The organism is Luteimonas salinisoli (genome assembly GCF_013425525.1).
Classification (GTDB): domain Bacteria; phylum Pseudomonadota; class Gammaproteobacteria; order Xanthomonadales; family Xanthomonadaceae; genus Luteimonas; species Luteimonas salinisoli.
Window position 1 is genome coordinate 48,961 of the sequence record NZ_JACCKA010000094.1, and the last position, 14,984, is coordinate 63,944.

Annotated in this window: 13 protein-coding genes; all 13 read left to right on the forward strand. The window is 71.3% G+C overall.

The window, feature by feature from the left end; all coding sequences use genetic code 11:
• The first annotated feature begins 1 nt into the window (after position 1).
• Positions 2–1,549 carry a 4Fe-4S dicluster domain-containing protein gene (locus tag H0E84_RS19355; RefSeq protein WP_180680298.1) on the forward strand — a complete coding sequence of 516 codons (1,548 nt, stop codon included), beginning with the start codon at positions 2–4 and terminating at the stop codon, positions 1,547–1,549.
• Positions 1,546–2,061, forward strand: coding sequence for a FixH family protein (locus H0E84_RS19360; RefSeq protein WP_180680299.1), 516 nt, complete (start codon positions 1,546–1,548; stop codon positions 2,059–2,061). The genes H0E84_RS19355 and H0E84_RS19360 overlap by 4 nt, the downstream gene beginning before the upstream one ends.
• On the forward strand, positions 2,058–4,490 hold the full coding sequence (locus H0E84_RS19365) for a heavy metal translocating P-type ATPase (RefSeq protein WP_180680300.1): 2,433 nt from the start codon (positions 2,058–2,060) through the stop codon (positions 4,488–4,490). Before H0E84_RS19360 ends, H0E84_RS19365 begins: the two co-directional genes overlap by 4 nt.
• The gene (gene ccoS, locus H0E84_RS19370; protein WP_180680301.1) at positions 4,487–4,693 is read left to right on the forward strand and encodes a cbb3-type cytochrome oxidase assembly protein CcoS; all 207 of its coding nucleotides are present in this window, start codon (positions 4,487–4,489) and stop codon (positions 4,691–4,693) included. Before H0E84_RS19365 ends, ccoS begins: the two co-directional genes overlap by 4 nt.
• A complete protein-coding gene (locus tag H0E84_RS19375; protein WP_180680302.1) occupies positions 4,683–5,408 on the forward strand; it encodes a sulfite exporter TauE/SafE family protein in 726 nt (241 codons plus the stop codon). The genes ccoS and H0E84_RS19375 overlap by 11 nt, the downstream gene beginning before the upstream one ends.
• A gap of 117 nt (positions 5,409–5,525) precedes the next feature.
• Positions 5,526–5,996: an azurin gene (gene azu / locus H0E84_RS19380; protein WP_180680303.1), complete on the forward strand. Its 471-nt coding sequence runs from the start codon at positions 5,526–5,528 to the stop codon at positions 5,994–5,996.
• 109 nt (positions 5,997–6,105) lie between these two features.
• Positions 6,106–6,519 (forward strand): group III truncated hemoglobin, encoded by a 414-nt coding sequence (locus H0E84_RS19385; RefSeq protein WP_180680304.1) that lies wholly within the window; start codon positions 6,106–6,108, stop codon positions 6,517–6,519.
• Positions 6,520–6,564: 45 nt separating this feature from the next.
• Positions 6,565–7,971 carry an oxygen-independent coproporphyrinogen III oxidase gene (hemN, locus tag H0E84_RS19390; RefSeq protein ID WP_180680305.1) on the forward strand — a complete coding sequence of 469 codons (1,407 nt, stop codon included), beginning with the start codon at positions 6,565–6,567 and terminating at the stop codon, positions 7,969–7,971.
• A 19-nt stretch (positions 7,972–7,990) separates the two neighbouring features.
• A complete protein-coding gene (locus H0E84_RS19395; RefSeq protein WP_345776356.1) occupies positions 7,991–8,743 on the forward strand; it encodes a cyclic nucleotide-binding domain-containing protein in 753 nt (250 codons plus the stop codon).
• Between the two features lie 176 nt (positions 8,744–8,919).
• Positions 8,920–11,244: a nitric-oxide reductase large subunit gene (locus tag H0E84_RS19400; RefSeq protein ID WP_180680306.1), complete on the forward strand. Its 2,325-nt coding sequence runs from the start codon at positions 8,920–8,922 to the stop codon at positions 11,242–11,244.
• Between the two features lie 117 nt (positions 11,245–11,361).
• Positions 11,362–12,597, forward strand: coding sequence for an NnrS family protein (locus H0E84_RS19405; RefSeq protein ID WP_180680307.1), 1,236 nt, complete (start codon positions 11,362–11,364; stop codon positions 12,595–12,597).
• 23 nt (positions 12,598–12,620) lie between these two features.
• A complete protein-coding gene (locus tag H0E84_RS19410) occupies positions 12,621–13,022 on the forward strand; it encodes a SirB2 family protein (RefSeq protein ID WP_180680308.1) in 402 nt (133 codons plus the stop codon).
• Complete coding sequence (locus H0E84_RS19415) at positions 13,006–14,982, forward strand: pyridoxal phosphate-dependent decarboxylase family protein (protein ID WP_180680309.1); 1,977 nt, start codon at positions 13,006–13,008, stop codon at positions 14,980–14,982. Before H0E84_RS19410 ends, H0E84_RS19415 begins: the two co-directional genes overlap by 17 nt.
• Positions 14,983–14,984 lie beyond the last annotated feature (2 nt).

Consider the following 14,984-nt stretch of genomic DNA (forward strand, 5'->3'; position numbering starts at 1 on the left):
GATGGCCGGAAGGATCCCACTGGAGGTCGTCGACGAGGGCGGCGGCAGCCTCTACGTCAGCGAGGGCAAGATCTACCCGCGCGAGGTCTCGGGTCGCTTCGACCGGCTGCGCAAGATCGCGGTGGTCTGGCTGCTGGGCATGTTCTACGCATTCCCGTGGCTACGCTGGGACGGGCGCCAGGCGGTGCTGTTCGACCTGCCGGCACGGCAGTTCCACGTGTTCGGGCTGACCTTCTGGCCGCAGGATTTCCTGTTCCTGGCGCTGCTGCTGATCATGGCGGCGCTGGCGCTGTTCTTCTTCACCGCGCTGGCCGGCCGGCTGTGGTGCGGCTATGCCTGCCCGCAGACGGTCTGGACCGAGGTGTTCCTGTGGATGGAGCGCTGGACCGAGGGCGACCGCAACCGGCGGATGAAGCTGGACGCGGCGCCGTGGTCGACCGAGAAGCTGCTGCGCAAGGGCGGCAAGCACCTGCTGTGGCTGGTGTTCGCGCTGTGGACCGGCTTCACCTTCGTCGGCTTCTTCACCCCGATCACCGAGCTGGGCGCGCGCATGGTGCCGTTCGCCTGGGGCGGGTGGGAAACGTTCTGGGTGTTGTTCTACGCCCTGGCCACCTGGGGCAACGCCGGCTTCCTGCGCGAGCAGGTCTGCAAGTACATGTGCCCGTACGCGCGCTTCCAGAGCGCGATGTTCGACCGCAACACCCTGCTGATCGCCTACGACCCGATGCGCGGCGAGCCGCGCGGCCCGCGCAAGCGCGGCCTGCTCAAGGGCGTGCAGGAACGCGCCCGCGGCCTGCTCGACAAGGTCACCGCCTACGACTACGTGTTCCGCGCCGCGCAGCACCCGACCGCGGCCGACAACCGCGCCCAGGCGCACGGCACCATCACCTTCGACCCAGGACAGGCGGAGCCGCTGCCGAAATTCGCGCCCGAGCAGCTCGGCGACTGCATCGACTGCACCATCTGCGTGCAGGTCTGCCCGACCGGCATCGACATCCGCAACGGCCTGCAGTACGAGTGCATCGCCTGCGGCGCCTGCATCGATGCCTGCGACGAGGTCATGGACCGCATGGGCTACCCGCGCGGGCTGATCCGCTACTCCACCCAGAACGCGATCGACGGCAAGCCGACCCGGGTGCTGCGGCCGCGGGTGCTGGTATACGGCGCGATCCTGCTGGCGGTGATGGCGGCCTGGGCCTGGGGGGTGGGCAACCGCAGCCCGTTGATCGCCGAGGTGCTGCGCGACCGCAACGCGCTCTATCGGGAGGCCGCCACCGGCATCGAGAACGGCTACACCCTGAAACTGGTGAACAAGAGCAACGACGCTGCCAGCTACCGCGTTTCCCTGGAAACCGGCGTCCCCGGCATGCGCCTGACGGCGCCCGATGCTCCGGTGCGGCTGCAGCCGCAGCAGGTCCTCTCGCTGCCGCTCACCGTCGCTGCGCCGGCAGGCACCGCAGGGCGCCACGAGGTGCGGTTCATCGTCGAGGCGGTGGAGGGCGATACGCTCGAGGCCGTGGACAGCAGCTTCTTCGGACCGATGCAATGACCGAGCACCCTTCCCCCTGGCGCAATCCCGTGATGTGGCTGGTGTTCGTGCTGCCGGGAATCGCCATCGTCGCCGGCGTCGGCCTGGTGATCGTCGCCAGCCGCAGCGGCGGCTCGGACGCGATTCCGGACCAGGTGCGCCGCACCGCGCAGGTCCAGGTGGCCGATCTCGCCCCCGACGCCGTGGCCCAGCGCGAGAAGCTCAGCGCGGTGATGCGCATAGACGCCGAACGGGACCTGGTGGAAGTGCTGCCGGTCAGCGGCCGCTTCATGCGCGACGAGACGCTGCGGCTGACCCTGGCGCACCCGGCACGCGCCGACGAAGATCGCGAACTGCTGCTCCAGCCCACCGAGACCGGCTGGCGCGCCGAGGCGGCGATCGACACCGGCCACGACTGGAACCTGCGCCTGGCCGCCGCCGACGGCCGCTGGCGCCTGCAGGGACGGCTGGCCCGCGGCGAACTGGCCGCGCACCTGCACCCGGCGCTGCAGGACGACGCCGCCGGACGATGAGCATCGCCCTGCCACGCAGCTCCGCGGCGCCGGCGGCCTCCGGGCCGGCGGCGGCTGCCGGCTGCCACCATTGCGGCCAGGCGCTGCCGGCGGATCCGGCCGAGTGCATGCTGGACGGGCGCCGCCGGCAGTTCTGTTGCGAGGGCTGCGCCGCCGCCGCGCAGTGGATCGGCGAGGCCCGGCTCGGCGACTACTACCGTCTGCGCACCGCGCCGGCCGACCGCATCGACCCCGACGCCGACTTCTCGCTGTGGGACCGCGACGAGGTGCAGGCCGCGCACGCCCGCGACGTGCCCGGCGGCCGCGAGATCACCCTGCTCACCGACGGCATGCGCTGCGCCGCCTGCGCCTGGCTGATCGACCGCGCGCTGGCGCGCGAGGCGGGGGTGCTCGACGCCGGCGCCAACGCCGTCACCGGCCGCATCCGCATCACCTGGGATCCGGCGCGCACCGCGCTGTCGGCGCCGCTGCGGCGGCTCGCGGCCCTCGGCTATCGTCCCTACCTGGCCACCGGCGAGGCGCGCGAACGCGAGCGCCGCCGCCAGCGCAACCGCGACCTGCTGCGCATCGGCGTGGCCGGGCTCGGGGCGATGCAGGCGATGATGCTGGCCGAGGCGCTGTACCTCGACTTCTCCGCCAGCATGCCGCTGGCGACCCGCGACTTCTTCCGCTGGGTCACCTTCCTGGTGTCCACGCCGGTGGTGTTCTATGCAGGCTGGCCGTTCATCGCCGGGGCCTGGCGCGAGATTTCGCAGCGGCGCCTGGGCATGGACGTGCTGATCGCCGGCTCCACCCTGCTGGCCTGGGGCGCCAGCGTGGTGGAAACGGTGCGCGGCGGCGCCCACGTCTGGTACGACGCGGCGGTGATGTTCGTGTTTCTGCTGCTGGTGGCGCGCCTGCTGGAACAGCGCGCGCGGGCGCGCGCAAGCGCCCAGGTCGATGCGCTGGCGCGGGCGCGTCCGGCGTTCGCGGTGCGCGAACTGGCCGACGGCACCCGCGAAACGGTCGCGCTGGCGTCGCTGGCGCCGGGCGACGTCGCACGCGTGGCGGTGGGCGGCGTGGTCCCCGCCGACGGCGTGCTGCTGGACGGCGCGAGCTTCGAGGAGGCGCTGCTGACCGGCGAGTGGACGCCGGTCGTGCGCCAGCCGGGCGACCAGGTGTACGCCGGCACCCTCTGCCGCGAACGCCCGGCGCGGCTGCGCATCGTCGAGACCGGCAGCGGGACCCGGCTGTCGCAGCTGACCCGGCTGGTCGAGGCGGCACAGGCCCAGCGCCCGCCGCTGGCGTTGGCCGGCGAACGCATCGCTCACCATTTCGTGCTCGCACTGCTGATCACGGCGCTGCTGGTCTACCTGGGGTGGCGCCTCTACGACCCGGCGCGCGCGCTCGAAGTCACCTTGGCGCTGCTGGTGATCAGCTGCCCCTGTGCGCTCACGCTGGCGGTGCCTGCCGCCCTGGCCACCGCCAATGGCGCCCTGGCGCGGCTCGGCGTGCTGGCACTGGGCGAACGCGCGCTGGAGCGGCTGGCCGCGGCCACCGACCTGATCTTCGACAAGACCGGCACCCTCAGCGACGGCAGGCCGGTGCTGACCTCGGTGGAAGCGCTGGCGGAACTGGACCGCGAGGAAGTGCTCGGGATCGCCGCAGCCCTCGAGCGCGACAGCGGCCATCCGCTGGCGCAGGCGTTCGCGGCGCTGCCCCAGCACCGCCACGCCAACGCCGTGCTGGCGGTCGCCGGCCATGGCATCGAGGGGTGGGTCGACGGCATCCGTTGGCGCCTCGGCCGCGCCGGCTTCGCCGCGGGCAGCGCCGCGGACGACGGACCGGATGGCGAGCTGTGGCTGGGCGACGGCAGTCGCGCCGTCGCGCGCTTCCGCACCGGCGAGGCGCCCCGCGACGACGCCGCCGCGGCGGTGGCGCAGCTGCGCGGCCTGGGCCTGGTGGTGCACCTGTCGAGCGGCGATGCGGCGGACCCGGTCGCGGCGTTCGCCGGCGCGCTCGGCATCGGCCGGGTGCAGTCGCGGCAGAGCCCTGAAGACAAGCTGGCCTATGCGCGCGACCTGCAACGCCGCGGGCGGGTGGTGGCGATGGTCGGCGACGGCCTCAACGATGCGCCGGTGCTGGCCGGTGCCGACATCTCGCTGGCGATCGCCGAGGGCGCTCCGCTGGCGCAGCAGAGCGCCGACCTGGTGCTGACCGGCCGATCGCTGGCGCGGGTGCCGCAAGCGGTGGTGGTGGCGCGCCGCACTGGTCGGGTGATTCGTCAGAACCTGGCGTGGGCGGCCGGCTACAACGTCGTCGCGGTCCCGCTGGCCGCCGCGGGCCTGGTCACCCCCTGGGTGGCGGCGCTGGGCATGGCGCTGTCTTCACTGCTGGTGGTCGGCAATGCGCTGCGGCTGGCGCGCGCACCGGCTGGAGCCCGCGCATGACCATCCTGTTGCTGCTGATCCCGCTGAGCCTGATGCTGGTGCTGGTGGCGGTGGGTGCGTTCGTCTGGGCGGTGCGCCGCGGCCAGTTCGACGATCTGGACACGCCCGCGATCGATATTCTCGGCGACGACGACGCGCCACTGCCGCCCGAAGACCGCGGGCCCGAGGCGGATCGCGCGCAGCGGCACGACGATGCCGATTGACTGGCTCACCCTGGGCGCGGCGCTGCTGGCCGGGCTGATGGGCGGCGCGCACTGCGCCGCCATGTGCGGCGGCATCGCCACCGGCTTCTCGGCGATGGCCCCGGGCGGCGGCTGGCGCGCGGCGCTCGAGCCCAACCTCGGCCGCGTCGGCGGCTACGTGCTGGCCGGTGCGATTGCCGGGGGCGTCGGCCACGGCATCGTGCGAGCCGCGCAACTGGACTGGCTGGCCTGGGGGCTGCGCGCCGCGGTCGGCCTGGTGCTGGTGGTGGTGGCGGCACGGCTGCTGGATCGCCGCGGCCGCCTCGGCTTTCTTTCGCGCCCCGCAGCCGGCGCCTGGAGCCGGCTGCGACCGCTGCAGCGGCGCCTGCTGCCGGCGGACACCAGCGCGAAACGCATCGGCCTGGGGGTGCTGTGGGGATGGCTGCCCTGCGGTCTGAGCACCACGCTGCTGCTCGCGGCCTGGCTGCAGGCCGACGCGCGCAACGGCGCGCTGACCATGGCCGCATTCGGCCTCGGCACGCTGCCGGTGATGGTGCCGCTCACCTGGTCCGGCGCACGCCTGGGGCGCTGGCTGCAGCAGCCGCGCTGGCGCACCGCGGCCGGCCTGTTGGTGCTGGCGGCGGGCCTGCTCACCCTGGCGGCGCCGTGGCTGATGCAGATCCCGGCGCTGCACGGCCCGCTGCAGGCGCTGGGCTGCGCGCCGCGAATTTCCTGAACCGCGTTGCGCCGCGCGGCGGCCATCCGGCGCGCGCCTGATCTGGATCAATTCGCCCCGACCGCAGCTGGGCCACACTGCGCCCATCGAACAATCACACGCAACTGGAGTCGCCCGATGATCCGTCAACTTTCCGCCGCCGGCCTGCTCTGCGCCGTCGGCCTGTCCGGCCTGCTCGTCTCCGCCCCGGCGCAGGCCGCCGGCTGCAGCGCCACCGTCGAAAGCAACGATGCCATGCAGTTCTCGACCAGGGCGCTGGCCATCCCGGCGTCCTGCAAGGAGTTCGAGGTCACCCTGAAGCACACCGGCCAGCTGCCGGTGGTGGCGATGGGCCACAACTTCGTGGTCGGCAAGACCAGCGATATCAACGGCATCAATGCCGACGGGATGGCGGCCGGCGCCGACAATGGCTACGTCAAGCCGGGCGACGCCCGGGTGATCGCGGCCAGTTCGCTGATCGGCGGCGGGCAGACCACCACGGTCAAGATCCCGGTGGGCAAGCTCAAGGCCGGCGAAGACTACACCTTCGTCTGCACCTTCCCCGGCCACGCGGCGATCATGCGCGGCACGCTGAGCCTGGGCCAGTAGTCCGCCCCCTGCCATCCTCCCCGGGGCCGGGTGTCCACCCGGCCTTTCGGCAGGCGAACCGGCGCGTCCGGCCCGCCTGCCGTTTTTGATTTCCGGATCCCTGCACGGCATGACCGAGCACGCCCTCCCCGGCCGCGACGAGATCACTCGGCTGGTCGACCGCTTCTACGACAAGGTGCGCCGCGATCCGCTGCTCGGGCCGGTGTTCGCTCCGGCCGTGTCCGACTGGGATGCGCACAAGGCCACCCTGGTGGCGTTCTGGAGTTCGGTGATGCTGGGCACCGGCGCCTACCGCGGCAATCCGATGGCCGCGCACCGCCCCCACCCGATCGTCGACCAGCATTTCGCGCACTGGCTGGCGCTGTGGCGCGAAACCGCGTGCGAGGTGCTGCCGCCCGTCGCCGCCGCGCGCATCTGCGACCGTGCCGAGCGCATCGCCGCCAGCCTGCGCTACGGCCTGGGGCTGGACCCGCGACGGCCGTTGCGCAAGAGCGTTCCGTGCGCGCATCTGCGCGGCGATTGATTCTGGTCAAGGCGCACCGCCCCGCGGCGGCCCTAGTCTGGCCGCATGCACAATCCGCCCGCCCTCGATACCGCCCTGCTGCAGCGCTACGACCGACCCGGCCCGCGCTACACCTCCTATCCGACCGCGCCGCAGTTCGGCGCCGGCTTCGGCGAAGCGCAGCTGCGCGAGGCGGTGCTGGCCAGCAACGGCGACCCGATCCCGCGACGGCTGTCGCTGTACCTGCACGTGCCGTTCTGCATGAGCCCGTGCTTCTACTGCGGCTGCAACCGCATCATCACCCGCGACCTGGCCCGCGGCGAGCACTACCTGGTGCGGCTGTACCGCGAGATCGCGGCGATGGCGGCGCTGTTCGACCGCGACCGCGAGGCGATCCAGGTGCATTTCGGCGGCGGCACGCCCAATTTCCTCTCGCCGGCGCAGTTGGCCGAGGTGCTGGACACCCTGCGCCGCCAGTTCCTGTTCTCGACCAGCCCCGAGCGCGACATCTCGATCGAGCTGGACCCGCGTTTCGTCTCCCCTGCCGACGTCGGCGAGCTGGCGGCATCCGGCTTCAACCGCGCCAGCCTCGGCGTGCAGGACTTCGACCCGGCCGTGCAGGCGGCGGTCAACCGGATCCAGTCGGTGGAGCAGACCCTGGCGATCATCGCCGCCTGCCGCAACCACGGCTTCCGCTCGGTCAACGTCGATCTCATCTACGGTCTGCCGCGGCAGACCCTGGAAGGCTTCGGGCGGACCCTGGACACGGTGGTGAAGGCGCGCCCCGACCGGCTCGCGGTGTACGGCTATGCGCACCTGCCGGAGCTGTTCCGGCCGCAGAAGCAGATCGATGCCTCCGAGCTGCCGGATGCCGCCACCCGCCTGGCGCTGCTGCAGCTGGCGATCGACAAGCTCACCGGCGCCGGTTACGTCTACATCGGCATGGACCACTTCGCCCTGCCCGACGACGATCTGGCCACCGCCCAGGCCCGCGGCGGCCTGCACCGCAATTTCATGGGCTACACCACCCACGCCGACACCGACCTGGTGGGGCTGGGGGTGAGCGCGATCAGCCACATCGGCGACAGCTTCAGCCAGAACCCGCGCGACCTGCCGAGTTGGCAGCGCGCACTGGACGAGGGCCGGCTGCCGGTGTTCCGCGGGATGCGCCTGACCGAGGACGACCAGCTGCGCGCAGACCTGATCCAGGCGCTGATGTGCCAGGGGGAGATCCCGGTCGGGGCGCTGGAGCGGCGCTACGCCATCGATTTCGACAGCTATTTCGCCGCCGAGCTGGAGCGCCTGCAGCCGCTGGTGGCCGATGGCCTGGTGCGGCTCACGGCTGGCCGGATCCACGCCACCTCGCAAGGACGGCTGCTACTGCGTAACATTGCGATGTGCTTCGATCGATACCTACACCAGCCGGCCGCACTGGCCACCGACGCCACTCCGCGGTTCTCGCGCGCCATCTGAGCCCGCCGGGGACCGGCGCGTGAGCGGGACCGCGTTTCCGCGCCAGGACGCGCGCACCCTCGCCGACGATGGCGACTCGCTGCATTTCTGTTCCACCTGCGCGTTCTCGCAGGCGTGCATGGCCGAGGGCATGGACAAGGCCGACCTGCTCGACCTGCACATGCTGGTCGAGCACGTCGGCCCGCTGCGCGCCGGCGACCACGTGTTTCGCGAGGGCGACGCGTTCGAGGCGATCGCCGCGGTGCGCTCGGGCACGGTCAAGACCTACACCGTCGACCGCGACGGCCACGAGCACGTGCTCGGGTTCTATTTTCCCGGCGAGGTGATCGGCCTGGACGGCATCCACGGCGACCGCTACCCGTGCAACGCGGTGGCGCTGGATACGGTGATGCTGTGCCGGTTCTCGTTCCCGAAGATCTCGGTGCTGGCGACCCAGCTGCCTGGGCTGCAGAAGCACCTGTTCCGCCTGCTCAGCCGCGACATCGGCCGTGCCGCGCTGCTGGCCGGCGACTGGACCGCCGACCAGCGCATGGCGGCGTTCCTGGTGGGGCTGTCGCGGCGGCTCGCCGCGCGCGGGTTCTCGCCCAACCGCTTCCAGCTGACCATGGCGCGCACCGACATCGCCAACTACCTGCGCCTGGCCCCGGAAACCGTGAGCCGGGTGCTGCGCCGGTTCCAGCAGGACCGGCTGCTGCTGGTCGATCGGCGCGAGGTGGAACTGCTCGACCGCGCCCAGCTCGACGCCCTGGCCGAGCCGCTGCTGCGCGACTGAGCGATCGCGCGGCCGTGGCCGCGGTCTTCACATCGCGGATGTAATGGTCGGACGTGGCGTCAGGGGGCGCCGCGCCGCGGGCTCCGCCGGGGAATCTACCCATCGCTTGACCTGGATCATCGCCGCCGGGACGCCGCATCACGAGCATTCGCTGATTCAATCAGGGAGAGCGCGACATGGGGGACACCCGCAAGCTGTGGATAGGACTGGCGATCCTGCTGATCGCCTCGTTCTCGGTGCTGCTGTGGTCGGGCACCGAGATCAACCGCAACGCACCGCCGATGCCGGAACGGGTGCTGTCCGAGGACGGCGGCGTGGTCTACACTCGCGCCGACCTCGAGCGCGGCCGCCAGGTCTGGCAGTCGATCGGCGGCATGCAGTTGGGCTCGATCTGGGGCCATGGCGCCTACGTCGCGCCGGACTGGAGCGCCGACTGGCTGCACCGCGAGGCGGTGACCATCCTCGACCGCTGGGCGCGGGCCGAACACGGCAGCGCATTCGCCGAGCTGCCGGCCGACGACCAGTCGGCGCTGCAGGGCCGGCTGCAGCGGATGATGCGGCGGAACACCTACGACGTGGACGCCGGGACGATCACCCTGAGCGCCGACCGGGTCGCCGCGATCTCCGACGTCGCCGACCACTACATCAGCCTGTTCGGCAACGCACCGGAAACCGCCGAACTGCGCGAAGCCTACGCGATGAAGAACGACACCGTGCCCGATGCCGAGCATCGCCGCGCGCTGGCCTCGTTCTTCTGGTGGACCGCCTGGGCCGCCACCACTGAGCGCCACCTGGGCGCCGACGACACCTTGGCGCCCGAGCGCCCCGCGTTCGAGAACCGCAAGGTCACCTACACCAACAACTGGCCCGGCGAGCCGCTGGTGGGCAACACCCCGCCGCCGAGCACCTGGGTGTGGTCGGCCTTCAGCGTGATGTTCCTGATCGCCGGCATCGCCATCCTCGGCTGGCACCACGCCGTCACCCACGGCCAGGACGACGGCCACCGCATCCCCGACAAGGATCCGCTGGCGGCGCTCAAGGTCACCCCGTCGATGCGCGCCACCGCCAAGTACTTCTGGGTGGTGCTGGCGCTGTTCCTGGTGCAGATCCTCTTCGGCGCGATGACCGCGCACTACCAGATCGAGGGTCAGGAGGCCTACGGCTTCGCCCTGGCCGAGGTCCTGCCGTACTCGATCACCCGCACCTGGCACACCCAGCTGGCGGTGCTGTGGATCGCGGTGGCCTGGCTGGGGACCGGGCTCTACATCGCCCCGGCGATCTCCGGGCACGAGCCGCGCTTCCAGCGCCTGGGAGTGAACTTCCTGTTCGTCTGCCTGCTGGTGATCGTGGTGGGCGCGTTCGCCGGCCAATGGCTGGCGGTGATGCAGAAGCTGGGACTGGACAACAACTTCTGGTTCGGCCACCAGGGCTGGGAGTACGCCGACATCGGCCGCTTCTGGCAGTGGTTCCTGTTCATCGGCCTGCTGCTGTGGCTGACCCTTGTGGGACGCTCGCTGTGGCCCGTGCTCACGGGCCCGAAGACCGATACCAAGGCCATCGTCGGCCTGCTGTTCCTGTCCACGGTCGCGATCGGGGTGTTCTTCGCCGCCGGCCTGATGTGGAAGGAGCACACCCACATCTCCATCGTCGAGTACTGGCGCTGGTGGCTGGTGCACCTGTGGGTCGAGGGCTTCTTCGAGGTGTTCGCCACCGCGGTGATGGCGCTGATCTTCACCAAGCTGGGCCTTTTGCGCGCCTCCACGGCGGCGGTGGCGGTGCTGTTCGCCACCATCGTGTTCATGACCGGCGGCGTGCTCGGCACCCTGCACCATCTCTACTTCGTCGGCAGCCCGACCGCGGTGATCGCGCTCGGGGCCAGCTTCAGCGCGCTGGAAGTGGTGCCACTGGCCTACATCGGCTTCGAGGCCTACCACACCTGGCGCCTGGGCAAGGCGACCCCGTGGATGCAGCGCTACCGCTGGCCGATCTACTTCTTCCTGTCGGTGTCGTTCTGGAACCTGGTGGGCGCCGGGCTGTTCGGCTTCCTGATCAATCCGCCGCTGTCGCTGTACTACATGCAGGGGCTCAACCTCACACCGCTGCACGGGCACACCGCACTGTTCGGCGTCTACGGCATGCTCGGCATCGCCCTGGTGCTGTTCTGCATGCGCGGGCTGCGTCCCAACCAGGTGTGGAACGAGAAGGCGCTACGGCTGAGCTTCTGGGGCCTCAACATCGGCCTGGCGCTGATGGCGGTGCTGACCCTGCTGCCGCTGGGCACGATGCAGCTGCTGGCGGCGATCGAGCACGGCTACTGGTACGCGCGTTCTGCGGACTTCATGCAGAAGCCGATCGTCGACTTCCTGGTGTGGATGCGGGTACCGGGCGACACGATCTTCAGCGTCGGCGCGGTGGCGCTGGTCTACTTCGTGATCCGGCTGTGGATCAGGCCGAAGCTGGAACAGCCCGATGCGGAACGCTCGGAGGTCCGCAGCGGCTGATGCCCGGCGACGGGGCGGCCACCGGCCGCCCCGTCCGCGTTCCTCTCCGCGCCCGCCGCGGTCGGCAGCGTGACCTGGATCAATGCAACCGGCCAGGCCGCACGCGATCCTGACGCCATGGAATCACCACCTCCTTCCGTTCCCCCGACCCGGGTCTCGCCGCGCCTGCTCGGCGCGGCGCCGCACCGGCTGATGTTCTTCATCGGCGCCGGCAACCTGCTGCTGGCGATGGCCTGGTGGACCGCCTGGCTGGCGGCGTCGCGCTGGCCGGCCCTGTCGATGCCGCAGCCGGAGCCGTATGCGGGCTGGCTGCACGCGTTCGTGATGCAGTACCAGGTGCTGCCGAGCTTCATCTTCGGCTTCCTCCTCACCACCTTCCCGAAATGGACCGGTCAGCCGGATTTCGAACGCTGGCGCTATGCCCCGGTCGGTCTCGGGCTGATGGGTGGCCAGCTCGCCACCCTGCTCGGTGCGGTGGGCTGGGAGGCCGGGATCGTGGTCGGCCTGTTGATGACCATCGCCGGCTGGGCCGCGGGGCTGGCGACCCTCGCGCCGCTGCTCTGGCGCGAGCAGGGCGTCACCTGGCATGCGCGATCCTGCTTCGCGGCGCTGGCGCTCGGCATGGCCGGGGTACTGGCGTGGACCGCGTTCGTGCTCGGCGCCTCGCCGCTGTGGGCCTTCGCCAGCATCAAGCTCGGCACGTTCGGCCTGCTGCTGCCGGTCTACGTCACCGTGGCCCACCGCATGTTCCCGTTCTTTGCCAGCCGCGTGGCCCGCGACTACCAGCCATGGCGGCCGATGTGGCTGCTGGCGCTGTTCTGGCCGCTGGCGCTTGCGCACCTGGCGCTGGAACTGGCGCACGCCTATGGCTGGCTGTGGCTGGTGGACCTGCCGCTGCTGGCGCTGTCGGCGGCGATGCTGCTGCGCTGGTGGCCGCGCGGCGACAAGCCGGGCATCCTCGCGGTGCTGTTCATCGGTCTGGCCTGGTTGCCGATCACCTTCGCGCTGTATGCCGGCCAGAGCGTCGCCTACGCGCTGACCGGCGTGTACTGGCTCGGCCGCGGCCCGGCGCACGCGCTGTTCATCGGATTCTTCGGCAGCGTGCTGGTGGCGATGGTCACCCGGGTCACCCAGGGCCATTCCGGGCGGCCATTGACGATGTACGCGGCGGCGTGGTTCGCGTTCTTCGCCATCCAGCTGGTCGCGGTACTGCGCGTGGTGGCGGAAGTCGCCCCCGACCCCATGGCCTGGCAGGTCGCCGCAGCGGTAGGCTGGCTGCTGGCATTCGCGCCGTGGGTGGCGCGCATCGGCCGTATCTACCTCAGCCCCCGCATCGACGGCCGCCCCGGCTGACGGACCCGCAAGGACAGGAACCGATGATCGAGTTCTACCCGCAGATCAAGCACGCCCACATCGGCCTGGCGCTCGCCAGCGGCGCGCTGTTCGCGCTGCGCGGCGCGGCGGCGCTGGCCGGCATGCGCTGGCCGCACTGGCTGGCGGTGCGCTGGACCAGCTGGAGCGTGGATACCGCGCTGCTCACCGCGGCGCTGATGCTGCTCACCATCCTGCCGGGCGCGCTGTACGCCAATGGCTGGCTGGCGGTGAAGGTCACCCTGATCGTGGTGTACGTGGTGCTCGGTGTGCTGACGCTCAAGCGCGGGCGCTCGCGCGGCGCGCGAGCCGGCTTCTACGTGGCCGCCCTGGCGACCTTCGCGATGATCTACAGCATCGCCCGCGCGCACCACCCGCTGGGATTCCTGCATGTCCATTTCGCCTGACCTGGCGCCGCTGGCCTCCGCCGCCCCGCCGCGCGACCCCGACCGTGCCCTGCTCGACGCGCTGTTCCTCGGCCCGTACGGCGAGAACGACACCATGCTCGAGAAGCTGGTGACCGAATTCCTGCGCGATCACGTCTACTGGCGCCGCAATTTCCACCCCGAGGATCCACCGGCAATCTCGACCCGCGCCGCCCAGCACCCCGACTACCAGGCCTTCGAGGCCCGCTTGCGCGGCGAGCTGCACCAGCTCTCGGCGGCGCTGAAGCGCTCGGTGCCGTTCCACAGCCCGCGCTATATCGGCCACATGGCCTCGGACCTGCTGCTGCCCGGCCTGGCCGCGCAGATCCTCACCCTGCCCTACAACCCGAACAACGTCAGCGAGGACGCGGCGCCGGTCACCATCGATCTGGAGATCCGGGTCGGGCTGCAGCTGGCACGCATGCTGGGCTACCCCCACGATCCGCTGCTGCCGGACTGCGCCTTCGGCCACCTGACCTCCGGCGGCACCGTCGCCAACTACCAGGCACTGCGCCTGGCGCTGGCGCTGAAGGCCTTTCCGGTGGCGCTGCGCGCCGCCGCGGTGCCCGATCTCGTGCTGCCGGCCGACGACTGGGCCGCGTTCAATACCGGCCCGCAGGCGTCCACGGAGCTGCTCGAGCAGTGGCTGGCCTGGCTGGCCGCGCAGCCGCCGCGCGAACGGCGGCGCTGGCGCGACGCGGTGCAGGCGCAGCGGATCGAATCACTGGGCATGGTCGGGTTCTTCGCCCGCCACCCCGGGCTGCGGGTACCGAAGGTGCTGGCGCCGATCACCGCGCACTATTCGTGGAGCAAGGGCCTGAAGCTGCTCGGCCTGGGCCGCGACCAGCTGGAGCTGCTGCCCGAGCGCGGCATGCGCCTGGATGCCGAGGCCCTGGAGCGGACCCTGCAGCGCTGCCAGCGCGAACGCCAGCCGGTGCTGATGGCGGTGGCGGTGCTCGGCACCACCGAGTACGGCACGGTCGATCCGGTCGACGCGGTGGTGGCGGCGCGCGCGCGCGCGCTGACATCCGGGCTCGGCTTCAGCGTGCACGTCGACGGCGCCTGGGGCGGCTACCTGGCCACGCTGTTCCGCAACGAAGACGGCAGCCTGCGCGATATCGGCGAGGTCCGCGCCGATTACGCCAGTTTCCCGCTGCCCGAGGTGCACGCGGCATTCGCCGCCCTCGGCCACACCGATTCGGTGACCGTCGATCCGCACAAGCTCGGCTACCTGCCCTACGGCGCCGGCGCCTTCGTCTGCCGCGACCACCGGGCGGTGGCGCTGCTGGCCGAAACCGCCGACTACGTGTTCCAGGACACCGGCGCATCCGACTACATGACCCGCTACCGCCAGCTCGGCCAGTTCGTTCCCGAGGGCTCGAAGTCGGGCGCCGCCGCGGCCGCGGTCTACGTCACGCACAAGGTGCTGCCGCTCGACCACGCCCATTTCGGCCGCCTGCCGCGGCAGACGGTGCTCGCCGCGGAGGCGTTCCACGCCCGCGCGGAGCTGCTGGCATCGGAACTGGAGGGCGTGGCACGCGTGACGGTACCGTTCGCGCCGGACAGCAACCTCGTGTGCCTGGCGATCAACCCGGCGGGCAATACCGGGCTGACTGCGGCCAACGCCTTCGTGCGCCGGATCCACGACGAACTGCGCTGCGACCCGCGCCAGCCGCTGCAGCTGCGGGAGTTCTTCGGTTCGATGACCACGCTGCGGCCGGAGGCCGTAGGCGGGCCGGAGATGCATCGTATCCTCGCCTCGATCGGCATCGATCCGGCAACGCTCGATCCCGACGGCGGCCATGACGACGATCGACTGGTGATCCTGCGCCATACGCTGATGAATCCGTACCTGATCGACCACACCAACGGCATCAGCTACATCGACCTGTATCTCCAGCACCTGGGCAGGCGGATCCGCAGCCTGCTGACGCCGCAGTGAAC